The sequence below is a fragment of the Mycolicibacter minnesotensis genome, assembly GCF_010731755.1.
GTDB classification, from domain to species: Bacteria; Actinomycetota; Actinomycetes; order Mycobacteriales; family Mycobacteriaceae; genus Mycobacterium; species Mycobacterium minnesotense.
In genome coordinates this window covers 3,484,657-3,508,104 of record NZ_AP022589.1, presented here as the reverse complement: position 1 = coordinate 3,508,104, position 23,448 = coordinate 3,484,657, and the positions used below count along the sequence as shown (strand labels likewise).

Below are 23,448 nucleotides of genomic sequence, written 5' to 3'. Positions count from 1 at the left end.
ACATCGGGGACAATAGAAACGTGACGCGTACGAACACCGCCGCCGCCGAATTGGTGATCTTCGACCTGGACGGCACCTTGACCGACTCCGCGGACGGGATTGTCGCCAGCTTCCGGCACGCGCTGGAGCACATCGGCGCGCCGATTCCCGAGGGTGATCTGGCCGCGCAACTCGTCGGCCCGCCGATGCATCACACGCTGGCAGCGATGGGCCTCGGTGAGCAGACCGCGGCGGCCGTCGCCGCCTACCGCGCCGACTACACCAGCCGCGGGTGGCAGATGAACACGCCGTTCGACGGTGTCGCCGCACTATTGGCCGACCTGCGCGCCGCCGGGGTCCGGTTGGCCGTGGCCACTTCCAAGGTCGAGCCGACGGCACGCAAGATCCTCGCGCACTTCGGGCTCGACGGATATTTCGAGGTGGTCGCCGGGGCCAGCGTCGACGGCACCCGAGCCGAGAAATCCGACGTGGTGGCCCATGCCCTGGGGCAACTGGCGCCGTTGCCGGAGCGGGTGTTGATGGTGGGCGACCGGCGCCACGATGTGGACGGTGCGGCCGCCCACGGCATCGACACCGTGCTGGTCGGATGGGGCTACGGCCGGGCCGACTACAGCGACGAGGTCAATGAATCCGACGGTCCTGTCGCCCGGGTGCAGACCGTCCCCGAACTCCGGGAGGTGCTCGGTGTCTGAGGCGGCACTGCATGTCACGTTCGTCTGCACCGGCAACATCTGCCGCTCGCCGATGGCCGAGAAAATGTTCGCCCACCAGCTCGCGCAACGCGGACTCGGCGAGACCGTGCGGGTGACCAGCGCCGGCACCGCCGGCTGGCATGTCGGCAAGGGCGCCGACGAACGCACCAACCGGGTGCTGCGCGACAACGGCTACCCGGTGGAACACTGCGCCGCCCAGGTCGGCCCCGACCACGAGGCGGCCGACCTGGTGATAGCTCTGGGGCGCAATCACGTCGGACTCCTGCAGGGGCTGGGCATTCCGGCCGAGCGGATCCGGATGCTGCGGTCCTTCGATCCGCGCTCGGGCGCCGCCGTGCCCGACGTCGACGATCCCTACTACGGCGACCATGACGACTTCGTGCGGGCGTTCACCGTTATCGAGGCCGCGCTGCCGGGCCTGCACGCCTGGGTCGACGGACAGCTGACGCCGGGCGAGAACGGCTGATGCGACGCCTGGCCTTCCTGCTACGCCCGAGCTGGCTGGCTCTGGCGGCGGTGGTGCTGGGCTTCGCCTATCTGTGCTTTACCGTGCTGGCGCCGTGGCAACTGGGCAAGAACACCACGACCTCGCGGGCGAACAGCCAACTCGAGCATGCGCTGACCGCCGAGCCGGTGCCGGTGACGACGCTGCTGCCGCATCAGGATTCGTCGGCTCCCGACGACCAGTGGCGGCCGGTGACGGCCACCGGGCACTACCTGGCCACGGCGCAGGTGCTGGTGCGGCTGCGGGTGATCGACGGCGTTCCGGCCGTGGAGGTTCTCACCCCGTTCGCGGTCGACGACGGCCCGACGGTGCTGGTGAATCGTGGGTATGTGCGCACCGACGATGGTGGCGCGCGGCTGCCGGAGATCCCGCCACCGCCGGACGCGCAAGTGACGATCACCGCGCGCCTGCGTGACTCGCAGGGCACCGTTGCGGGCAAGAATCCGTTCACCGAGAACGGTTTTCGGCAGGTGTACTCGATCAGTACCGAACAGGTCGCCCAGGTCACCGGCGTGCCACTGACCGGGCCCTACCTGCAGCTGGTGGACGACCAGCCCGGCGGCCTCGGTGTGATCGCCCTGCCGCGCCGCGACAACGGCCCCTTTCTGTCCTACGGGATCCAGTGGATCGCTTTCGGGATTTTGGCGCCAATAGGTTTGGGGTACTTCGCTTTTTCCGAGCTGCGCGCTCGCCGCGCGGAGCGCGCTGAAGCGCAGGACCATGCCGGCGAGGACGGCTCGGGTGAACCTGCACCGCCCAAAACTGTCGAGCAGAAGCTCGCCGACAGATACGGCCGCCGCAGATAAGCCAGCAGAACCGCTGTGCCATTCTGGGCTGATGGTCAACATCGAGGGTGTCGGTATCTGGAGTGCTCCGCTGCGCTACGGCGACCAGGGCGAGGCCGCCGACGCGGCTGCGGAACTGGAGGAACTGGGTTTCGGTGCGCTGTGGATCCCCGACGTCGGCGGCCCGGTGCTCGACTCGGTGGCCAACCTGCTGGCGGCCACCCGGCGCACGGTGATCGCGACCGGCATCTTGAACCTGTGGATGCACACACCGGCCGACGTCGCGGCGTCGCACGCGTCGCTCACCGCGGCGCACGGTGACCGGTTCCTGCTGGGTATCGGCGTCAGCCACGCCCCGCTGATCGACGCCGGCGACCCCGGACGGTACCGCCGCCCGCTACGGGCCATGACCGAGTTTCTCGACGGGCTCGACGCCGCCGAGACCCCGGTGCCGGTCGATTCCCGGGTGCTGGCCGCGCTCGGCCCGAAGATGCTGGACGTGGCCGCCACCCGCAGCCGCGGGGCCCACCCCTACCTGAGCACCGTCGACCACACCCGGTTCGCCCGCGAGCAGCTCGGCTCAGGACCGCTACTGGCGCCCGAGCAGACCGGGATCTTGTGCTCCAGCCGCGACGAGGCCCGCGAGCTCGGCGTCCCGTGGCTGCGCTCCTATCTGGGGCTGCCCAACTACGCCAACAACCTGCTGCGGTCGGGATTCTCCGAAGACGACATCGCCGAGGTCAGCGATCGGCTGTTCGACGCGATCATCGCCTGGGGAACCCCGGAAGACGTGATCGCTCGGGTTGGCGAGCACCGGGCCGCCGGAGCCGACCACGTCTGCGTCCAGCTGCTCGACACCGACCCGCGGGCGTTTCCACGGGAGCAGTGGCGGCAGCTGGCCGCAGCGCTGCGCTGACCTCAGCCGACCGAACGTGCCTCGCCGGACCAGAACTGGGCCCGGACCGCCTTCTTGTCCGGCTTGCCCAGTGCGGTCACCGGCACTGAGTCGACGACGACGACCTGCTTGGGCGATTGCACCGAGCCCTTGCGTTCCTTGACCGCGGATTGAATCTCGGCGGTCATGGTGGCCACGGCATCGGCGTCGCTGTCCGCGCCCGGACGCAGCACCACCACCGCGGTCACGGCCTCGCCCCACTTCTCGTCGGGGGTGCCGATCACGCACACCTGGGCCACCGACGGGTGCTCGGCGATCACGTCCTCGACCTCGCGGGGGAACACGTTGAATCCGCCGGTGACGATCATGTCCTTGGTGCGGTCGACGATGAAGTAGAAGCCGTCTTCGTCTTCACGGGCCAGGTCGCCGGTGTGCATCCAGCCGTCCTTGAAGGTGTCGGCGGTGGCCTCCGGAAGCTTCCAGTAGCCGCCAGACAGCAGCGGCCCGGACACGCAGATCTCGCCGACCTCGCCCTGTTGCACGGGCTCGCCGTCGTCACCCAACAGCGCCACCCGAGCGAACAGTGTCGGGCGTCCGCAGGAGGTCAGGCGCTTCTGGTCGTGGTCGCCCTTGGCCAGATAGGTGATCACCATGGGGGCCTCGGACTGGCCGTAGTACTGGGCGAAGATCGGGCCGAACCGGTCGATCGCCTCCTGGAGCCGGACAGGGTTCATGGCCGAGGCGCCGTAGTACACCGTTTCCAGCGACGACAGGTCGCGGGTGTGCGAGTCCGGGTGATCCATCAGGGCGTAGATCATCGACGGCACCAGCATGGTGGCGGTGATCTTCTGCTCCTCGATCACCCGCAATACCTCGGCCGGGTCGAACTTGGTGAGCACCACCAGCTCGCCGCCCTTGATGATCGTCGGCACGAAGAATGCTGCACCGGCGTGCGAGAGCGGGGTGCACATCAGGAACTTGGGGTGCTCGGGCCATTCCCACTCGGCGAGCTGCGTGGTGGTCATCGCGGTGATGGACGACACCGTGCCCATGACGCCCTTGGGCTTGCCGGTGGTGCCGCCGGTGTAGGTCAGACCGCCAATGTGGTCGGCGGGCAGGTCGGCGGGCACCAGCGGCTGCGGCTCGTAGGTGGCCGCTTCGGCCGCCAGGTCGATCGCCTTGCCCTCGAGCTCGGCGGGCACCGGGCCGATGGTCAGCACCTGCCGCAGGGTGGGCACCTTCTCCAGCAGCCCCAGGGCGCGCTGCACGAACGCCGGTGTGGGATCGATGATGAGCGTGGTTACCTCGGCGTCGGCCAGCACGTAGGCGTGGTCGTCCAGCGAGCCCAGCGGATGCAGCGCGGTGCGCCGATATCCCCGGATCTGCCCGGCACCGATGATCATCAGCACCTCGGGGCGATTCAGCGACAACAGGCCGGTCGCGTCGGCACCGAGTGCGTCGAAGGCCTGGATGTACTGGCTGATGCGCTCGGCGAGCTGACCACCGGTCAAGGTGGTGTCACCGAGGAACAGCACCGGCTTGTTCTTGTTGCGCTTGAGTGCGCCCACGGTCAGATGCCCGGAGTGAATGGGCTGGCGCAGTGACTGCGTCGACATCGAGTTACCTCCGCTAGAGCGCTGAAAGCTTGCCCGCTGGACATTACCGACTGCCCCATCCTCCCCTGGGAGGTGCCGAGGGTTGACAGCCCGACAGCCCCAAGACTTATTATTTGCGTATGCATGCAGATAATGGCCCGGCGGACCGGCTTCCGGAGGATCAGGTGGGGCTGATCGTCGAGGTCTTCCGGATGCTGGCCGACGCCACCCGGGTGCAGGTCTTGTGGGCGCTGACCAGCCGGGAGATGTCGGTCAACGAGCTCGCCGAGCACGTCGGCAAGCCGGCCCCGTCGGTCTCACAGCACCTGGCGAAACTGCGGATGGCGCGCCTGGTGCGCACCCGCCGTGAGGGCACCACGATCTTCTACAGCATGGAGAACGAGCACGTCTGTCAGTTGGTCACCGACGCCGTCTTCAACGCCGAGCATGCCGGGCCGGGGGTGCCGCCGCATCACCGTGTCACCCCGAAACTCCCGGCCGCTGCCGGAGAGGCGCTGCCCGAATTGCGGCAGCGCGCCATCGAACAAGGAAGGTGAGTCACCCATGTCGCACCATGTCCACGACCAAGAACACGCCCACGATGCCCCGCACGTACATGAGCACACCCATGGCGAGCTGACGCACAACCACGTGCACGACGCTCACGAGCACGCCCACCTCGAGCACGAGCATGAGCACACCCACGAGGACGGGACCGTGCACAGCCATCGGCACGTGCATCAGGTGGGATTAGAGCATGCTGGTCACGCGCATTCGCACTGAGCGCAACACTGGTGGGCGCGGACGGTATCGAACCGCCGACCGCTGGTGTGTAAAACCAGAGCTCTACCACTGAGCTACGCGCCCCTGCCTCGGGCAGGTTACCCGGCCGGTGCCGGGCGTCCAAAACCGCGAGATTGCGCTGACGCAGCCACAAGTCGGAAAAACGCTGCGTCAGTACAATCTCGGGGCAACGAGACTAGCCCTTGAGCGCGCCCAACGCGTCGAGCCACAGCTGCTGATCGCGCGCCTCGCCGGGCTGCTTCATCTCGGCGAACCGGATGATGCCGGACTTATCGATGACGAACGTGCCGCGGTTGGGAAAGCCGGTGTCGGAGTTGAACACCCCGTAGGCCTCGCTGACGGCGCCGTGCGGCCAAAAATCCGACAGCACCGGAAACAGGAACCCGCTCTCGGTCGCCCAGATCTTGTGGGTGGGCGGTGGGCCGACTGAGATCGCCAGCGCCACACTGTCGTCATTGACGTAGCTGGGCAGGTGATCACGCAACTGATCCAGCTCACCCTGGCAGATGCCGGTGAAGGCCAGCGGGAAGAACACCATCAGAACGTTCTTGTCGCCCTGAAAGCTGCTCAGCGTCACTGACTGCTGGTTCTGGTCCTTGAGGGTGAAGTCAGGAGCCTGCGCGCCGACTTCCAGCATCAACGCTTCCCCGCGCGAGACTTGGGCTGCACCAGACGGCTGGCGCTCCAGTCCCCCAGGTTGACCGAAGACGTCGGCATCAGACCGGCAGTCGGCGCCGCTTCGGCGATCTCGGCGGGCTGCACATGACCGCTACGGCCAGTCTTGGGTGTCAACACCCAGACCACCCCGTCGTCGGCCAACGCGGTGATCGCGTCCATGAGGGTGTCCACCAGGTCACCATCGCCGTCGCGCCACCACAGCAGCACGACGTCCACCACCTCATCGGTGTCTTCGTCGAGCAGTTCGCTGCCGGCGGCTTCTTCGACGTCGACACGGATGTCGTCGTCGACGTCCTCGTCCCAGCCGAACTCCTGGACCAACTGTTTGCTCTCGATGCCCAGTTTGCGGGCCAAGCTCGGGGCGTTATCCGCCGCGACCAACGTGCGACCTCCTTCGATCTTGAGCGATGAGTGTGATGTGAATCATCGTTGCACAGCTCGCTGTGCTTGACAGGGTGAGCGGGCTCAGAACGCTTTGCACAGCTGCATTCCCTTGTCCCGGGCCCTGTTGAGTTCATCCTTGCGGGCGTTGTAGACCGACACCGGCGACTTGGCGGAAATCGCGGTCGCCACACCTCGCGCGGCCTGCGCATAGGTGTTGAACGCGTCGGTCAGGTCCGGCGAGAGCTTGTCGTTGATGGCCGCCACGACCTCGTCGGCACTGTGGTTGAGGGCCTCCACCGCAGGCCCGGCGGTTCCGGAGATGTCCCCACCGTTGTTGAAGGCCTCCACGTACTTGTTCACCACGTCGACGGCGTCGCTGCTGCTGGAGGCGAACCGGCCACACGCGCCGCGCACCGCCTGGGTGGTCATCGACTGCTGGCGCTGGGTCTCACGAATGCTCGAGGTGGCCTCGGACGCCGACACCGATGCCGACACCGAGGAGCGGTAGGCCGGGGCTTCGGAGGTGTCCGCCTCGGGAGTGCCCCCGACGATGCTGGTACAGCCGACGACGCCCATGACCAACGCCGCCACACCACCGGCTACTGACGCCCCGACCCGGGCGTGTCGCCGCGTCTGGGCGCGCGAGGCGGTCCGCCATCGGGTCAGCACAAGGCCAAACGTTACCGCGTACCCGCCGTCAGGCCGAGATCAGCCCACCCACCCCACCCGACACTCGCCCACCGCCGGTCGAGTGCCCGGTGGGGCAGGATAGAAAAGACCAGACCGACGAATCGATCGGTCCGGTGTCGTCCTGGCCACAAGCCGGGAGGCACTTTTTGACCTCCGAACCAAGGAGCAACGCTTTGACCACTGAGGCCGTAAACCAGGATCTGGCCAAAAGACCCAGCAGCACAGGAGAATCCGACCGGGTTCGGGTGATCCGCGAGGGAGTGGCGTCCTACCTGCCCGACATCGACTCCGACGAGACAACCGAATGGCTGGAGTCCTTCGACGAATTGCTGGCCCGCTCCGGTCCGGCCCGCGCCCGCTACCTGATGCTGCGGCTGCTCGAACGCGCCGGGGAGCAACGCGTCGCGATCCCAGCACTCACCTCCACCGACTACGTCAACACCATCCCGACCGAGCTGGAACCGTGGTTCCCCGGCGACGAGGAGACCGAGCGCCGCTACCGCAGCTGGATCCGCTGGAACGCCGCGGTGATGGTGCACCGCGCGCAGCGGCCCGGTGTGGGCGTCGGTGGGCATATCTCGACCTATGCGTCGTCGTCGACGCTGTATGAGGTCGGCTTCAATCACTTCTTCCGCGGCAAGGACCACCCCGGCGGCGGCGATCAGGTGTTCATCCAGGGCCACGCCTCCCCCGGCATTTACGCGCGCGCCTTCCTGGAAGGCCGGTTGAGCACCCACGAGCTCGACGGCTTCCGTCAGGAACACAGCCACCCGGGCGGTGGCCTGCCGTCCTACCCGCACCCGCGACTGATGCCCGACTTCTGGGAGTTCCCGACGGTGTCCATGGGCCTGGGCCCGATGAACGCCATCTACCAGGCCCGGTTCAACCACTACCTGCACGATCGGGGCATCAAGGACACCTCCGATCAGCACGTCTGGTGCTTTTTGGGCGACGGCGAGATGGACGAGCCGGAGAGTCGGGGGCTGCTGCACGTCGGCGCGCTCGAGGGCCTGGACAACCTGACGTTCGTGGTCAACTGCAACCTGCAGCGCCTGGATGGCCCGGTGCGGGGCAATGGCAAGATCATTCAGGAGCTCGAATCGTTCTTCCGCGGCGCGGGCTGGAACGTCATCAAGGTGGTGTGGGGCCGTGAGTGGGATGCCCTGCTGCACGCCGACCGGGACGGCGCCCTGGTCAACCTGATGAACGTCACCCCCGACGGCGATTACCAGACCTACAAGGCCAACGACGGCGGCTACGTGCGGGAGCACTTCTTCGGCCGCGACCCGCGCACCAAGGCGCTGGTGGCGAATCTGTCCGACCAGGACATCTGGCACCTCAAGCGCGGCGGACACGACTATCGCAAGGTGCACGCCGCCTACCGTGCCGCAGTCGAGCACAAGGGCCAGCCCACGGTGATCCTGGCCAAGACCATTAAGGGCTACAGCCTGGGCAGCTACTTCGCCGGCCGTAACGCCACCCACCAGATGAAGAAGTTCCGGCTGCAAGACCTCAAGGACTTCCGCGACGAGATGCGGATTCCGATCGCGGATGCCGCACTCGAAGAGAACCCGTATCTGCCGCCGTACTACCACCCGGGCGAGCAGGCACCCGAGATCCGCTACCTGCTGGACCGGCGGCGCGCCCTGGGCGGTTTCGTGCCACAACGCCGCACCCAGGCCAAAACGTTGCAGCTGCCCGGCTCCGCGCCCTATGCGGCGGTCAAGAAGGGCTCGGGAACCCAGGAAGTCGCCACCACCATGGCGACTGTCCGCGTGTTCAAGGAGTTGTTGCGGGACAAGCAGTTAGGTCCGCGCCTGGTGCCGATCATTCCCGACGAGGCCCGCACGTTCGGGATGGACTCGTGGTTCCCGTCGCTGAAGATCTACAACCGCAACGGACAGCTCTACACCTCCGTGGATGCCGACCTAATGCTGGCCTACAAGGAAAGTGAAATCGGCCAGATCCTTCATGAGGGCATCAACGAAGCCGGCTCGACGGCCTCGTTCACCGCCGTGGGCACGTCATATGCCACCCACGACGAACCGATGGTCCCCATCTACATCTTCTATTCGATGTTCGGCTTCCAGCGCACCGGCGACGGCCTGTGGGCGGCGGCCGACCAGATGGCCCGCGGCTTCGTGCTGGGCGCCACCGCGGGACGCACCACGCTGACCGGTGAAGGCCTGCAACACGCCGACGGCCATTCCCTGCTGTTGGCCAGCACCAACCCCGCCGCGGTGGCTTACGACCCCGCGTTCGCCTACGAGGTCGCCCACATCATCGAAAGCGGCCTGGCCCGGATGTACGGCCCGAACCCGGAGAACGTGTACTTCTACGTCACGCTCTACAACGAGCCCTACGTGCAGCCGGCCGAGCCCGAAGGTTTTGACCCCGAGGGCCTGCTGCGCGGTATCTACCGATTCCGCCAGGCCGGAGAGGCGCGCAGCAACACCGCGCAGATCCTGGCCTCGGGTGTGGCGGTGCCCGAGGCGCTGCGAGCCGCCGACATGTTGGCCGCCGACTGGGATGTGGCCGCCGACGTCTGGTCGGTAACCAGCTGGGGTGAGCTGAATCGGGACGGTGTGGCGATCGAACGCGAGCGGCTGCGTCACCCCGAGGTCCCGGCCCAGGTTCCCTACGTGACGCAGGCACTGGCGGACGCCACCGGTCCGGTCATCGCGGTGTCGGACTGGATGCGGTCGGTACCCGAGCAGATCCGCCCCTGGGTGCCCGGCACCTACGTCACCCTGGGCACCGACGGATTCGGATTCTCCGACACCCGTCCGGCCGCGCGGCGCTACTTCAACACCGACGCCGAGTCGGTGGTGGTCGCCGTGCTGGCCGCGCTGGCCCGCGAGGGGGCCATCGACGCGTCCGTCGCAGTCACCGCGGCGACCCGCTACCAGATCGACGACGTACTGGCCGCTCCCGAGCAGACCTCGGATCCCGGGGTGGCCTGACCTAAAAGCCGGACGGGTGTGTTGTCGATTGTCACCAGTAAAAGGGCGTAGCTTTTAGGCATGGTCGACAACAGCCCGGCGAGCCCGGTCCTGCCGCGCTCCACGCTGGACCTGCTGAGCACCGTCCCAGACACCCTGCTGCGACGGCTCAAGCATTATTCGGGCCGGCTGGCGACCGAAGCGGTGTCGATGATGGGCGACCGACTGCCGTTCTTCGCCGAACTCGAAGCCTCTCAGCGCGCGAGTGTGGCGCTGGTGGTGCAGACCGCCGTGGTCAACTTCGCCGAGTGGATGCACGATCCGCACGGCAATGTCAGTCACACCGCGCAGGCCTTCGAGCTGGTTCCCCAGGACCTGACCCGTCACATCGCGCTGCGGCACACCGTGGACATGGTGCGGGTCACCATGGAGTTCTTCGAGGAGGTGGTGCCGCTGTTGGCGCGCTCCGAGGAGCAGGTGACGGCGCTGACGGTCGGCATTCTCAAGTACAGCCGCGATCTGGCCTTCACCGCCGCGTCGGCCTACGCCGACGCCGCCGAGGCCCGCGGCACCTGGGATTCCCGGATGGAGGCCAGCGTGGTGGACGCGGTGGTCCGCGGCGACACCGGTCCGGAGTTGTTGAGCCGCGCGGCCGCATTGAACTGGGACACCACGGCACCGGCCACGGTGGTGGTGGGCACCGCGCCGCCGGGCCCGGACGCCCTCGCCGGCCAGAAGGCCAGCCAAGACGTCCGCGATGTCGCCGAACGCCACGGCCGTGCGGCGCTGACCGACGTGCACGGCACCTGGCTGGTGGCCATTGTGTCCGGACCGCTGGCACCTACCCAGAAATTCTTCGCGGACCTGCTCGGGGCCTTCTCCGACGGTCCGGTGGTGATCGGGCCGACAGCGCCGACCTTGACGGCGGCCTATCACAGTGCCAGCGAGGCGATCTCAGGGATGAACGCGGTAGTGGGATGGACCGGGGCGCCGCGGCCCGTACTGGCCCGCGAGCTGCTACCGGAGCGGGCACTGATCGGGGATACCTCGGCGATAGCGGCCTTGCACACCGACGTGATGCGCCCGCTGGCTGAGGCCGGGCCGACGCTCACCGAGACGCTGGACGCCTATTTGGACTGCGGCGGCGCTATCGAGGCCTGCGCCCGCAAGTTGTTCGTTCATCCAAACACCGTCCGTTACCGGCTCAAGCGGATCGCTGATTTCACCGGGCGGGACCCGGCGGTGCCGCGCGACGCCTATGTCCTGCGGGTCGCCTCCACGGTCGGACGCCTGGCCAATCAGGCGCAGCAGGCCAGTTTCAGCAATACCGAGCGGCCCTACGCGACACCGCTGGTGACCGGCGCCGGACCCGCCGAGCCGCAGCTCGGCCCGAAAACATGACCCGCCCAGCAGGGCGTTGCCGCGCCTGCTGACGGGCCGCTGCGGCGGACAGTTGTCGCGGTTCGGTATCGAACACGTCGCATGAAACGGCAGCTTTGTAGGGTCTCCACAAAAACATAAGACAATGTTCATAATCTAGGACATCCTGCAAATCGCTCTTCACAATGTTCTCTTAAAGACGTGATTGCGTTGCTCGCTCCCGGACAGGGATCGCAGACCCCAGGCATGCTGTCGCCGTGGCTGGACTCGCCCGGCGCCGATGCCGCGCGCGAGCAGTTGACCGCCTGGTCGGCGGTGAGCGGCCTCGACCTCATCGCGCTGGGCACCACCGCGACGGCCGAGGAGATCACCGACACCGCGGTCACCCAGCCGCTGGTGGTGGCGGCCACCCTGTTGGCCTACGCCGAGCTGACCAAGCGTCGCAACGGCCCGGTGAGCGGCAGTGGCGTGATCGTCGCCGGCCACTCTGTCGGTGAGATCGCCGCCTACGCGATCGCCGGCGTTATCTCCCCCGACGACGCGGTGATGCTCGCCGCCACCCGGGGCCGCGAGATGGCCAAGGCCTGCGCCCTTGAGCCCACCGGCATGGCCGCAGTGCTCGGCGGCGACGAGGCCGAGGTGCTGACCCGCCTCGAACAACTCGACCTCACCCCGGCCAACCGCAACGCCGTCGGGCAGATCGTGGCGGCCGGGCCACTGCCCGCGCTGGACAAGCTCGCCGAAGACCCGCCCGCCAAGGCCCGGGTCCGCAAGCTGGCCACCGCCGGGGCATTCCACACCCAGTACATGGCGCCGGCGCTGGAGGCGTACGCCGCCGCTGCCGGTCAGGTGAGTACTTCGGAGCCCACCGCTACCCTGTTGTCCAACCGCGACGGGCAGCCGGTGACGTCAGCGGCACAGGCGCTCGAGCACCTGGTCGCTCAGCTGACCCGCCCGGTGCGCTGGGATCTGTGCACCGAGACATTGCGCGACCGCGAGGTCACGGCGATCGTGGAGTTTCCACCGGCCGGCACCCTGGCCGGTATCGCCAAGCGCGAACTTCGGGGGACCCCGACGCACGCCGTCAAGTCCCCCGCAGATCTGGACGGGCTGCCCGAGTTCTAACGCCCGCTTCCAGACCTGCACAACCAGATAAGCAGTAATCAAGCCGCACACCCCGTGCGGATCCAACCGAAGGGAAACACAGTGGCTGCCAGCCAGGACCAAATCATCGCCGGTCTCGCCGAGATCATCGAAGAGGTGACCGGTATCGAGCCGAGCGAGGTCACCCTCGAGAAGTCGTTCGTCGACGACCTGGACATCGACTCGCTGTCGATGGTGGAGATCGCCGTTCAGACCGAAGACAAGTACGGCGTGAAGATCCCCGACGAAGACCTCGCGGGTCTGCGCACCGTCGGTGACGTGGTGGGCTACATCCAGAAGCTCGAGGCCGAGAACCCCGAGGCCGCCGCCGCGCTGCTCGAGAAGTTCGGTTCCGAGAGCTAATCGTGTCTTCGCAGCCTTCTACGGCCAACGGCGGTTACCCGAATGTTGTGGTAACCGCCGTTGAGGCCACCACTTCAATTGGCGCCGACATCGAGAGCACGTGGAAGGGCCTGCTCGCCGGTGAAAGCGGCATCCACGTGCTGGAGGACGACTTCGTCTCCAAGTGGGATCTGCCGGTCAAGATCGGCGGACACCTCAAGGACCCGGTCGACGACCACATGGGCCGACTGGACCTGCGACGGATGTCCTACGTCCAGCGCATGGCCAAACTGCTCGCCGGGCGGTTGTGGGAGAACGCCGGATCGCCCGAGGTCGACCCCGACCGGTTTACGGTCGTCGTCGGTACCGGGCTCGGCGGCGGCGAGAAGATCGTCGAGACCTATGACCTGATGAACGAAGGCGGCCCCCGCAAGGTGTCGCCGCTGGCTGTTCAGATGATCATGCCCAACGGTGCGGCCGCCGTGGTCGGCCTGCAGCTCGGCGCTCGCGCCGGGGTCATCACGCCGGTCTCGGCCTGCTCCTCGGGTTCGGAGGCGATCGCCCACGCGTGGCGTCAGATCGTCATGGGCGACGCGGACTTCGCGGTGTGCGGCGGTGTCGAGGGCGGTATCGAGGCGTTGCCGATCGCGACGTTCTCGATGATGCGCGCGATGTCGACTCGCAATGACGACCCCGAGGGTGCGTCGCGGCCGTTCGACAAGGACCGGGACGGCTTCGTGTTCGGTGAGGCCGGCGCGCTGATGATCATCGAGACCGAAGAGCACGCCAAGGCACGCGGCGCCAAGCCGCTGGCCCGGCTGATGGGTGCGGGTATCACATCCGACGCCTTCCACATGGTGGCTCCCGGACCCGATGGCAAGCGGGCGGGCCGTGCGATGAGCCGGTCGCTGGAGTTGGCGGGCCTGTCCGCCAAGGACGTCGACCACATCAACGCGCACGGAACGGCCACTCCGATCGGTGACACCGCCGAGGCGAACGCGATCCGGGAAGCCGGTTGCCAGCACGCCGCGGTGTATGCGCCTAAGTCGGCGCTGGGCCACTCCATCGGGGCGGTCGGTGCGCTGGAGTCGGTGTTGACGGTGCTCTCGCTGCGTGACGGGGTCATCCCCCCCACGCTGAACTACGAGACGCCGGATCCCGAGATCGACTTGGACGTCGTCGCGGGCGAACCCCGCTACGGCGACTACAAGTACGCGATCAACAATTCATTCGGCTTCGGTGGGCACAACGTCGCGCTCGCCTTTGGGCGGTACTGACACCGGATTTCGAGAGAGGGAAGTTCGCAACAGCCATGTCAACGTTGGCAACGGGAAAGGGTCTCCCCAACGTCGTCGTCACCGGCTACGCCATGACGACGGCATTGGCCGCGGACGGGGAGAACACCTGGAAGAAGCTGCTAGACGGCCAGAGCGGTATACGCACGCTCACCGACTCGTTCGTCGAGGAGTATGACCTGCCGGTTCGTATCGGCGGGCACCTCGTCGAGACTCCGGAGTGTTTTGACGAAGGGCTGAGCCGGACCGAGCTGCGTCGGCTTTCCTATCTCCAGAAGATGGCTTTGGTGCTGAGCCGGCGTGCCTGGGGGCACGCCGGCTCACCCGAAGTCGATACCCGACGCCTGATGGTGTCGATCGGTACCGGAATGGGCTCCAGTGAGGAGCTCGTCTGGGCCTACGACGGTATGCGTGACCGTGGACTCAAGGCGGTCTCGCCGTTGGTCGTGCAGAAGTACATGCCCAACGGTGCTGCTGCGGCCGTCGGACTGGACCGCCACGCCAGGGCCGGGGTGATCACCCCGATCTCGGCATGTGCGTCCGGCTCCGAAGCCATCGCCCACGCCTGGCAGCAGATCGTGCTCGGCGAGGCCGACATCGCGATCTGCGGTGGGGTGGAGACCCGGATCGAAGCGGTGCCCATCGCCGGGTTCGCCCAGATGCGCATCGTGCTGTCCACCAACAACGACGACCCGGAGGGCGCCTGCCGCCCGTTCGACCGCGACCGTAGCGGGTTCGTGTTCGGTGAGGGCGGTGCGCTGATGGTGATCGAGACCGAGGAGCACGCGAAGGCGCGGGGGGCCAACATTCTTGCCCGGATCCTGGGTGCGTCCATCACCTCCGACGGCTACCACATCGTGGCGCCGGACCCCGACGGCCAGAGCGCGGGCCGGGCAATGACCCGGGCGATCCAGATCGCCGGCCTGACGCCTGGCGATATCGACCACGTCAATGCCCACGCCACCGGAACCTCGGTGGGTGACGTCGCCGAAGGCCACGCCATCAACCTGGCTTTGGGGCCGCACGGCGGCAACGCCGCCGTTTACGCGCCCAAAGCGGCGCTGGGTCACTCGGTCGGCGCGGTGGGTGCGGTCGAATCCATCCTGACGGTGATGGCGCTGCGCGAGCAGCTCATCCCGCCGACCCGGAACCTGGCGAATCTCGACCCCGAGATCGACCTGGATGTGGTGGCCGGCGAGCCACGCCCGGGCAACTACGAGTACGCGATCAACAACTCATTCGGGTTCGGCGGACACAACGTCGCCCTCGTCTTCGGTCGGCACTGAACGCCCTAGCCGGACCAGAAGCGGGACCCGCGATCAAGAATTCAGACCAAGGAGAGGCGCGATGACGACTATGGCTCCCGAAACGGTGGGCGAATCTCTCGACCCGCGCGATCCCCTGCTGCGTCTGTCGACGTTCTTCGACGACGGCACCGTCGAGTTGCTGCACGAGCGTGACCGCTCCGGTGTGCTGGCCGCAGGCGGAACCGTCAACGGCGTGCGCACCATCGCGTTCTGCACCGACGGCACCGTCATGGGCGGCGCCATGGGCATCGAGGGCTGCGATCACATCGTCAACGCCTACGACACCGCGATCGCCGAACAGAGCCCGATCGTGGGGCTGTGGCATTCGGGCGGCGCCCGGTTGGCCGAAGGTGTTAAGGCCCTGCACGCGGTCGGGCTGGTCTTCGAAGCGATGATCCGAGCCTCTGGGTTCGTCCCGCAGATCTCGGTGGTGGTCGGCTTCGCGGCCGGCGGCGCCGCCTACGGCCCGGCGCTGACCGACGTCATCGTGATGGCACCGGAGGGCCGAGTGTTCGTCACCGGGCCCGATGTGGTGCGCAGCGTCACCGGTGAGGACGTCGACATGGCGGCGCTCGGCGGGCCCGACACCCACCACAAGAAGTCCGGTGTGTGCCACATCGTCGCCGACGACGAGCTCGACGCCTACGCGCGAGGCCGTCGCCTGGTCGGGTTGTTCTGCCAGCAGGGGCACTTCGACCGCAACAAGGCGGAGGCCGGCGAGATCGACCTGCACGCACTGCTGCCGGAGTCGGCCCGACGGGCCTACGACGTGCACCCGCTGGTGCATGCCCTGCTGGATGCGGACGCGCCCTTTGAAGAGTTCCAGGCCAAGTGGGCGCCGTCGATGGTGGTCGGGTTGGGCCGGTTGTCGGGTCGGACCGTCGGCGTGCTGGCCAACAATCCGCTGCGGCTCGGCGGCTGCCTGAACTCCGAGAGCGCCGAGAAGGCGGCCCGTTTTGTGCGCCTGTGCGACGCGTTCGGGATTCCCCTGATCGTGATCGTCGACGTTCCGGGCTACCTGCCCGGCGTCGGCCAGGAATGGGGCGGCGTGGTTCGCCGCGGCGCCAAGTTGCTGCACGCGTTCGGCGAGGCCACCGTGCCCCGGGTGACGCTGGTGACCCGCAAGACCTACGGCGGGGCCTACATCGCGATGAACTCCCGTTCCCTGGGCGCCACCAAGGTGTTCGCCTGGCCCGACGCCGAGGTCGCCGTGATGGGCGCCAAGGCCGCGGTCGGCATCCTGCACAAGAAGAAGCTGGCCGCGGCACCCGAGCACGAGCGGGAGGCCCTGCACGAAGAGCTGGCCGCCGAGCATGAGCGGATCGCCGGCGGGGTCGACAGCGCCATCGACATCGGCGTCGTCGACGAGAAGATCGACCCGTCACACACCCGCGGCAAGATCACCCAGGCCCTCGCGGAGGCGCCAGCCCGGCGCGGCCGCCACAAGAACATCCCGCTGTAGGGGCACTGTTCCGCTCGGCCGGCGGATGAGCCCGAATCACCATCCATCGGCCGATGTCTGGCGAATACTCCATTCCCATGGAGTCATTCGATGAGGCATCGCAGGGCGCGCCCGGTGAATCCGAGACCGACAACACTCCGGCGCGCGCCATGCTGCGACGGCGCCAGGTATTAGGCGGTCTGGCGGCGTTGGGCGGCGTCGGCGTTTCGGCGCTGGCTGCCGGTTGCGAAGCCAAAGGCAGCGACGCTGACACTGCGGGCGCCCCGGGTTACGGGACCGGGATCAACGACGGGTTCGATGGAAAGATCGAACTCGACGTGCGCGATTCGGAGCCGGACTGGGGTCCGTTCGAGCTCAAGCATGCACCCCAGGGCGCCCCCAATGTGTTGGTGGTGCTCTATGACGACACGGGGATGGCGGCGTGGTCGCCCTATGGCGGTGCGATCGACATGCCCGTCATGCAGCGTCTTGCCGACAATGGGCTGACCTACTCGCAGTGGCACACCACCGCGTTGTGCTCACCGACCCGGTCCTGCGTCTTGACGGGCCGCAACCACCACGTGAACCGTTTCGCCTCGATCACCGAGGGCTCCGACGGATTTCCCGGCGCGGCGGCCCGGCTACCCGCGCAATGCGCGACGATCGGACAAGTGCTCCAGGACAACGGGTACAGCACGTTCTGGGTGGGCAAGAACCACAATGTGCCCGAGGAGGACGTGTCCAGCGGGGGCAGCAAATCGGAGTGGCCGCTGCAGAAGGGCTTTGATCGCTTCTACGGTTTTCTCGGCGGTGAGACCAACCAGTGGTATCCGGATCTGTTGGAGGACAACCGATTCATCGAGCAGCCCTACAGCCCCGAAGATGGCTACCACCTGTCGAAAGACCTCGCCGACAACGCGCTTCGCATGCTGCGCAACCAAAGGTCCAGCAATCCGTCCAAACCCTGGTACATGTGGTTCTGCCCGGGAGCCAATCATGCCCCGCACCACAGCCCGACCGAGTACGCCGAGAAATACCGCGGCAAGTTCGACAAGGGCTACGAGGCGTACCGGGAGTGGGTGCTGGCCCGGATGGTCGATAAGGGCATCATGCCCAAGGGCACCCAGCTGACGCCGCTGAATCCCCTTCCCGACGACGTCGCGTTGCCCGCTGATGCGGTGCGCCCATGGGACTCGCTCAACTCCGACGAGAAGCGCCTTTTCGCCCGGATGGCCGAGGTATTCGCCGGCTTCTCCGAATACACCGATGCACAAGTGGGCAGGATCGTCGATTACCTCGAGCAGACAGGCCAGTTGGACAACACGCTGATCTTCTACTGTGCGGACAACGGGGCCTCCGGCGAAGGCTCCCCCAACGGCTCGGTCAACGAGAACAAATTCTTCAACGGCTACCCCGACGAGCTGTCCGAGAATATGCGCTACCTCGACGTGTTGGGGACGCCCGAGACCTACAACCACTATCCGACCGGCTGGGCGGCCGCGTTCTCCACGCCGTTTCAGATGTTCAAGCGCTACTCTCAGTTCTCCGGCGGCACCTGCGACCCCATGGTGATCCACTGGCCAGCAGGCATCAAAGCCAAAGGTCAAGTGCGCCAACAGTATCACCACGCTACTGACATCATGCCGACCATCCTGGACGCGGCTGGTATCGCGATGCCGCAGGAGTACCGCGGCGTGAAGCAGTACCCGCTCAACGGGGTGTCGATGCGCTACAGCTTCGACTCCCCCGATGCGCATACCACCAAGAAGCGGCAGTACTACGCCATGCTGGGCACCCGCGGGATCTGGGAGGACGGCTGGAAGGCGTCAGCGCTGCACGCACCGATCAGCGGCAAAGGCCACTTCGATCAGGACCGCTGGGAGCTGTACCACGTCGATGAGGATCGCTCCGAATCCACGAACCTCGCCGACAAGCATCCCGACAAGCTCAGGGCGCTGACCGACGCCTGGTTCGTCGAAGCCAAGGACAACTACGTCCTGCCGCTGGACGACCGCACCGCGACCGAAATGATCGCCATCAGCCGCCCGCAGTTCGAGCCACCGCGGGATCGCTACACCTATTACCCGGATACGGCACCCGTCCCGGAAGGCGTGGCAGCCAACATCCGCGGGCGGTCGTACAAGATCGTCGCGACCGTCGATCTGGCCCGCGACGCCCAAGGTGTGCTCTTCGCTCACGGGTCCCGGTTCGGCGGGCATGTGCTGTTCATCAAGGACGGCAAGCTGCACTACGTGTACAACTTCCTGGGCATCAAGCCCGAGCAGGAGTTCGTCTCGCGGCCGCTGACGCCCGGCAAGCACACCCTCGGTATGGAGTTCGCCCGCAAAGGCGCCGGTAAATACGGTGAATCACTGGGCACGACAACGCTTTATGTCGATGGAAAGGCGGTCGATACGGGACCCATGCGCGCCCAGATCGGCAAATTCACCCTCGCCGGCGACGGTCTGTGCATCGGATACGACAGCGGCGACAACGTCTGCGGCCAATACCAGAATCCGGGGACCTTTACCGGCGGCAGCATTGCGGCCGTCGTCATCGACGTCAGCAATGAGGCATTCATCGATCTGGAGCGAGAAGCCGCGGCGGCCTTCGCTCGCGACTGATCGGGATCACCGCGTGGTGTAGCCGCCGTTGGCGAAGACGGTCTGCCCGGTGATCCAGTGACCACCGTCGAGCAGAAACACCACCAGCGGCGCGATGTCCTCGATCCGGGTCAACCGGTTGCCCATCCCCTGCGACTTGTGGAACTCGACGCGCTCCGGGGTCTCCTGCGGGTAGAAGAACGGGGTGTCCATCGGCCCGGGCGCAACACTGTTGACATTGATTCCCCGGGCCCCAAACTCCTTGGCCGCGGCCCGGGTGAAGTGCTCCACCGGACTCTTGGAGCCCGCGTAGGTGGAGTAGCCATCGGTGAACGCGCCCAGCAGCGCGGTCACAATCGTCACCACCGAACCGTTGGCGTTGAGGCGCTTGCCGGCTTCCTGCAGAAAGAAATACGCGGACTTGGCGTTGATGTCGAACATCGAGTCGTACTCGGCTTCGGTGGTCTCCAACATCGGCTTCCGCAGCACCTTTCCGACAGTGTTGACGGCGAAGTCCACGCCGCCGAATGCGTCCACCGCGGCGTCGAACAGGGCGGTCACGTTGGCCGGTACGGTCAGATCGCCCTGCACCTTGATTGCCTTGGCGCCGGCGTCCTGTACCGCGGCTACGGTTTTGTCGGCGTCGAGCTCGGAGCTGTCGCTGTTGTAGTGCACCGCGACGTTGACGCCGTGCGAGGCCAGCGTGGTGCTGATCAGCCCGCCCAAGTTCTTGGCCCCTGCGGCCACCACTGCCGATTTCCCGCCCAGATCGCTCATGAAAGTCCCCTTCGGTTTGTGGAGACGAAACTAACTGCGTTCTACACAAATGGGAAACAGAGTTATACGCGTAATCGACAAGAGTTATTTGTGGATAGCATGGGCCGATGCTTCCGGTCCCGGACCTGCGTCGCCTGACCCACTTCATCGCCGTCGCCGAGTCCGCCGGCTTCACCAGTGCCGCCACGCAACTGCATCTGTCGCAGCAGGCGTTGTCGCATTCGGTTCAGCAGCTGGAGAAGGAGATCGGCGTGACGCTGCTAGTGCGCTCCGGCCGCCGAGTCACCTTGACCGCGGCCGGTGCGACACTGCTGGAGGAGGGCCGCGCCGTGCTGGCGGCCGCTCGAACCCTGACTGCGCACACGCGAGCCGCGGCCAGCGCCCAACGGGATGAATTCGTCATCGGCCACTCGCCTGCGATCAGCAATCATGCCGTCTACGCCCTGATCGAGGCGGCGATCGCCGCCTCGCCGGACACGTCCTTCACGATCGTGCAGCTGTTTCCCGACCGGCTGACTGCCGGAGTGCGCGACGGCGCCGTGCAGTTGGGGCTGCGCCGTGCCGTTGTGCCCCAGGAACTCCTGGCCGGCGCGGTGATCGGCTACGACCCACTGCGGGTTGCCGTACCGGCCGATCACCCACTGGCCGCGCGCTCGCGTATTCGCATCGCCGATCTGGCCGACGAACTGATCGCGCTGTGGGCGCCGCCGGGGGCTTCCTACTACAGCGACTTCCTGGTCAACGCCTGCCGACGTGCCGGGTTCGAGCCGCAGTACCGGGTCAGTCGGGTACAGGGCTGCCCGCCTGAGGTAGCGGCCTTGACCGAGAACGCCGTCGCGTTCGTCACCGCACCGGCCGGCCCGGCCCTCGACGGCACCGTTGCCGTTGTCGACCTCGATGAGCCACTCCTGGTACCGATACAGGCACTGTGGCAGCCCCATACCAGTTCGGCGGTCAGGAATCTCATCCTGCGCCGCCGAACGTGACCCGCTGGGACTGGCCTCAGTCGGCCGCGTCGACGAACTCCCGAGCCGTGGCCAACACCCGCTCCCGGTCGGCGGCCACCAGTCCGATCCGGGTCCGGCGATCCACGATGTCCTCAATGGTCAGCGCGCCCTCGTGGCTGACCGCGTACTGGAACTCGGCACGCGTGACGTCGATCCCCTCGGCCACGGCCTCCCCGGGCCGCTCGCAGGTGGCAGAGGCCAGCACGTGGGCCGATTCCGCTCCGTAGCGCGCTACCAGCGACGCCGGCAGCGCGACCGTGGACGCGGCGTGCGGCCCGGGATTGGTGGGTGCGCCGATCAGCGGCAGCTCCCGGGTGCGGCAGGCCGCAGCGGACAGTGCTCGTAGACGCACAGCCCGGTCCAGCACGTCTTGGGCCATGTGCCGGTATTCGGTCAGCTTGCCCCCGATCACACTGAACACACCGGACTCCGACTCGACGACCGCATGGTTGCGTGACACGTCGGCGGTGCGCCCCTGACCGGTGTCGATCAGCGGCCGCAGCCCGGCATAGGCACCGCGGACGTCCGCCGTGCTCAACGCGGTGCCCAGCGCCGTGTTCACGGTGTCCAACAGGAATGAGGTCTCGGTGGAAGTGGGTTGCGGCACATCGGGAACCGGTCCGGGCGCCTCCTCGTCGGTCAGGCCCAGATACACCCGGCCGAGCTGCTCGGGCATGGCGAATACAAACCGGTTGAGTTCGCCGGGGATCGGCACGGTCAGCGCGGCAGTCGGATTGCCAAAGGCCGCCGCGTCAAACACCAGGTGTGTTCCCCGGCTGGGCCGCAGGCGCAGTCCCGGGTCGAGGTCGGCGGCCCACACTCCGGTCGCGTTGATCACTGCCCGCGCGCGGACGTCGAAGGACTCCCCGGAGAACTGGTCGGTCAGACGCACCGCGTCGCCGGCGGCGTGCGACGCAGCCACATAGGTCAGGATCGTCGCGCCGTGCTGGGCCGCGGTCCTGGCCACGGCCGTGACCAGCCGGGCGTCGTCGATCAGTTGCCCGTCGTAGGCCAGCAACCCACCGTCGAGGCCGTCTCGGCGCACCGTCGGCGCCAGCTCCACCGCTCTGTCCCGGGAGACCCGTTTCGAGCGCGGCAACACGGCGGCCGGCGTGCCGGCCAGTCGGCGCAGTCCGTCACCGGCCAGGAATCCGGTGCGCACCAGCGCCCGGTCCCGCCTGGGCATGGAACCCAGCAACGGCACCAGCTGCGGCATCGCGTGCACCAGGTGAGGCGCGGTGCGGGTCATCAGGATTCCCCGCTCAATGGCGCTGCGCCGGGCGATGCCGATGTTGCCGGTCGCCAGATAGCGAAGGCCACCGTGCACCAGTTTGGAGCTCCAGCGACTGGTCCCGAAGGCCAGATCGTTCTTGTCCACACACACCACCCGCAGTCCGCGGCTGGCTGCGTCCAACGCGATGCCGACCCCGGTGATGCCACCGCCGATCACGACGACATCAACATTCGGGTGTTCGGCCAGGGCGCTCAGTTCGGCGGTACGGCGGGCGGCGTTGAGGGCAGCGGTATGGGGCATCACGAGAGGTACCTGTTCAGGTTGTAGGCCAGTTCAGTGGAGAGGTCGTCTTCGTCGAGGATCGGTGCGACGACCTGTGCAGACTGGATCGCCGACTGGGTGATCAGCAGACACATCGCGGCGAGTTGGCGAGGATCGCCCGCTCGCACGCTCCCGGAGGCCTGGGCGCCGGCGAGTTCAGCGGCCACCAGGTCCACCAGCCGTCGTTGGCTGGCACCCATCCGCTGGGAGATATAGACCATCGCCAGGTCGGGAGCATGGTGCAGCACCTGCATCACCACCTCGTCGTGGCGTATCCGCGCGGCGACCGCGACGATCCGCTCGACCAATGCTTCGCGTCCGGTTCCGGGTTGGGACAGCGCCATCCAGGCTGCGGTGATCCGCTCGGTCAGCAGCGCGGCGATCACGGAGCGACTGTCCGGCCAGCGGCGATACACCGTCGGTCGACTGACCCCGGCGCGACGCGCGATCGCCGCCAAGGTCACCCGCTCCATCCCCATGGCCACTAGGCAGCTGGCGGCGGCATCGAGGATCCGCTCCCCCACCTCGACCTGCTCATCATTACCAGTTGACAGCATATGTAATACTGTAACGCATGACGCAGGCTGATGCACAGGACGCCCTGAAC

Annotated in this window: 22 protein-coding genes and 1 tRNA gene; 15 read left to right on the top strand and 8 right to left on the bottom strand. The window is 67.0% G+C overall.

Going from position 1 to position 23,448, the window contains the following annotated elements; all coding sequences use genetic code 11:
• Positions 1-20: 20 nt before the first annotated feature.
• The 4 genes from G6N09_RS16200 to G6N09_RS16185 are packed head-to-tail and all read left to right on the top strand — an operon-like array spanning position 21 to position 2,919.
• Positions 21-692 (top strand): HAD-IA family hydrolase, encoded by a 672-nt coding sequence (locus tag G6N09_RS16200; protein WP_234806865.1) that lies wholly within the window; start codon positions 21-23, stop codon positions 690-692.
• Positions 685-1,179 (top strand): low molecular weight protein-tyrosine-phosphatase, encoded by a 495-nt coding sequence (locus tag G6N09_RS16195; protein ID WP_083022448.1) that lies wholly within the window; start codon positions 685-687, stop codon positions 1,177-1,179. The genes G6N09_RS16200 and G6N09_RS16195 overlap by 8 nt, the downstream gene beginning before the upstream one ends.
• Positions 1,179-2,024 (top strand): SURF1 family cytochrome oxidase biogenesis protein, encoded by an 846-nt coding sequence (locus G6N09_RS16190; protein ID WP_179959846.1) that lies wholly within the window; start codon positions 1,179-1,181, stop codon positions 2,022-2,024. Before G6N09_RS16195 ends, G6N09_RS16190 begins: the two co-directional genes overlap by 1 nt.
• A gap of 31 nt (positions 2,025-2,055) precedes the next feature.
• Positions 2,056-2,919 carry an LLM class F420-dependent oxidoreductase gene (locus G6N09_RS16185; protein ID WP_083022446.1) on the top strand — a complete coding sequence of 288 codons (864 nt, stop codon included), beginning with the start codon at positions 2,056-2,058 and terminating at the stop codon, positions 2,917-2,919.
• 2 nt (positions 2,920-2,921) lie between these two features.
• Here G6N09_RS16185 and fadD8 read toward each other — a convergent pair whose 3' ends face one another.
• The gene (gene fadD8 / locus G6N09_RS16180) at positions 2,922-4,514 is read right to left on the bottom strand and encodes a fatty-acid--CoA ligase FadD8 (protein ID WP_083022445.1); all 1,593 of its coding nucleotides are present in this window, start codon (positions 4,512-4,514) and stop codon (positions 2,922-2,924) included.
• 119 nt (positions 4,515-4,633) lie between these two features.
• Between fadD8 and G6N09_RS16175 the strand changes: the two genes are divergently transcribed.
• Both G6N09_RS16175 and G6N09_RS16170 read left to right on the top strand, forming a co-directional pair.
• Positions 4,634-5,050, top strand: coding sequence for an ArsR/SmtB family transcription factor (locus G6N09_RS16175; RefSeq protein WP_083022444.1), 417 nt, complete (start codon positions 4,634-4,636; stop codon positions 5,048-5,050).
• A 7-nt stretch (positions 5,051-5,057) separates the two neighbouring features.
• Positions 5,058-5,276 (top strand): zinc transporter Slc39a7, encoded by a 219-nt coding sequence (locus G6N09_RS16170; RefSeq protein ID WP_083022443.1) that lies wholly within the window; start codon positions 5,058-5,060, stop codon positions 5,274-5,276.
• A 9-nt stretch (positions 5,277-5,285) separates the two neighbouring features.
• Here G6N09_RS16170 and G6N09_RS16165 read toward each other — a convergent pair.
• The 4 genes from G6N09_RS16165 to G6N09_RS16150 all read right to left on the bottom strand — a co-directional run bounded on the left by G6N09_RS16165 (position 5,286) and on the right by G6N09_RS16150 (position 7,028).
• Positions 5,286-5,360: transfer RNA gene (locus G6N09_RS16165), tRNA-Val, on the bottom strand.
• 112 nt (positions 5,361-5,472) lie between these two features.
• A complete protein-coding gene (locus G6N09_RS16160; RefSeq protein WP_083022442.1) occupies positions 5,473-5,934 on the bottom strand; it encodes a peroxiredoxin in 462 nt (153 codons plus the stop codon).
• Positions 5,934-6,356: a DUF3052 domain-containing protein gene (locus G6N09_RS16155; protein WP_083022441.1), complete on the bottom strand. Its 423-nt coding sequence runs from the start codon at positions 6,354-6,356 to the stop codon at positions 5,934-5,936. Before G6N09_RS16155 ends, G6N09_RS16160 begins: the two co-directional genes overlap by 1 nt.
• An 84-nt stretch (positions 6,357-6,440) precedes the next feature.
• Positions 6,441-7,028, bottom strand: a complete 588-nt coding sequence (locus tag G6N09_RS16150; protein ID WP_165756558.1) for an Rv2240c family protein — start codon at positions 7,026-7,028, stop codon at positions 6,441-6,443.
• 194 nt (positions 7,029-7,222) lie between these two features.
• On the opposite strand from G6N09_RS16150, the gene aceE reads away from it, so the two are divergent.
• The 8 genes from aceE (at position 7,223) to G6N09_RS16110 (ending at position 19,523) form a co-directional block, all read left to right on the top strand.
• Positions 7,223-10,012 carry a pyruvate dehydrogenase (acetyl-transferring), homodimeric type gene (gene aceE, locus G6N09_RS16145; protein WP_083022440.1) on the top strand — a complete coding sequence of 930 codons (2,790 nt, stop codon included), beginning with the start codon at positions 7,223-7,225 and terminating at the stop codon, positions 10,010-10,012.
• A gap of 60 nt (positions 10,013-10,072) precedes the next feature.
• The gene (locus tag G6N09_RS16140; protein WP_083022439.1) at positions 10,073-11,392 is read left to right on the top strand and encodes a PucR family transcriptional regulator; all 1,320 of its coding nucleotides are present in this window, start codon (positions 10,073-10,075) and stop codon (positions 11,390-11,392) included.
• Between the two features lie 180 nt (positions 11,393-11,572).
• Complete coding sequence (locus tag G6N09_RS16135) at positions 11,573-12,496, top strand: ACP S-malonyltransferase (RefSeq protein ID WP_083022438.1); 924 nt, start codon at positions 11,573-11,575, stop codon at positions 12,494-12,496.
• Between the two features lie 81 nt (positions 12,497-12,577).
• Complete coding sequence (gene acpM, locus G6N09_RS16130; protein WP_083022437.1) at positions 12,578-12,877, top strand: meromycolate extension acyl carrier protein AcpM; 300 nt, start codon at positions 12,578-12,580, stop codon at positions 12,875-12,877.
• A 2-nt stretch (positions 12,878-12,879) separates the two neighbouring features.
• A complete protein-coding gene (gene kasA / locus G6N09_RS16125; protein ID WP_083022436.1) occupies positions 12,880-14,133 on the top strand; it encodes a 3-oxoacyl-ACP synthase KasA in 1,254 nt (417 codons plus the stop codon).
• A gap of 35 nt (positions 14,134-14,168) precedes the next feature.
• Entirely contained in the window at positions 14,169-15,437 is a 1,269-nt protein-coding gene (gene kasB, locus G6N09_RS16120) for a 3-oxoacyl-ACP synthase KasB (RefSeq protein ID WP_083022435.1), read from the top strand.
• A 61-nt stretch (positions 15,438-15,498) separates the two neighbouring features.
• Complete coding sequence (locus G6N09_RS16115; RefSeq protein WP_083022434.1) at positions 15,499-16,920, top strand: acyl-CoA carboxylase subunit beta; 1,422 nt, start codon at positions 15,499-15,501, stop codon at positions 16,918-16,920.
• Positions 16,921-17,069: 149 nt separating this feature from the next.
• Entirely contained in the window at positions 17,070-19,523 is a 2,454-nt protein-coding gene (locus tag G6N09_RS16110) for an arylsulfatase (RefSeq protein WP_109558772.1), read from the top strand.
• A gap of 6 nt (positions 19,524-19,529) precedes the next feature.
• On the opposite strand, the gene G6N09_RS16105 is transcribed toward G6N09_RS16110, so the two are convergent.
• The gene (locus G6N09_RS16105; protein ID WP_083022432.1) at positions 19,530-20,279 is read right to left on the bottom strand and encodes an SDR family oxidoreductase; all 750 of its coding nucleotides are present in this window, start codon (positions 20,277-20,279) and stop codon (positions 19,530-19,532) included.
• 107 nt (positions 20,280-20,386) lie between these two features.
• Between G6N09_RS16105 and G6N09_RS16100 the strand changes: the two genes are divergently transcribed.
• A complete protein-coding gene (locus tag G6N09_RS16100) occupies positions 20,387-21,265 on the top strand; it encodes a LysR family transcriptional regulator (protein ID WP_083022431.1) in 879 nt (292 codons plus the stop codon).
• A gap of 16 nt (positions 21,266-21,281) precedes the next feature.
• Here the strand turns inward: G6N09_RS16100 and G6N09_RS16095 are convergent, their stop codons facing one another.
• Positions 21,282-22,820, bottom strand: a complete 1,539-nt coding sequence (locus G6N09_RS16095; RefSeq protein ID WP_109558758.1) for a glycerol-3-phosphate dehydrogenase/oxidase — start codon at positions 22,818-22,820, stop codon at positions 21,282-21,284.
• Positions 22,820-23,398 (bottom strand): TetR/AcrR family transcriptional regulator, encoded by a 579-nt coding sequence (locus G6N09_RS16090; protein ID WP_083022429.1) that lies wholly within the window; start codon positions 23,396-23,398, stop codon positions 22,820-22,822. The genes G6N09_RS16095 and G6N09_RS16090 overlap by 1 nt, the downstream gene beginning before the upstream one ends.
• Between the last annotated feature and the right edge of the window lie 50 nt (positions 23,399-23,448).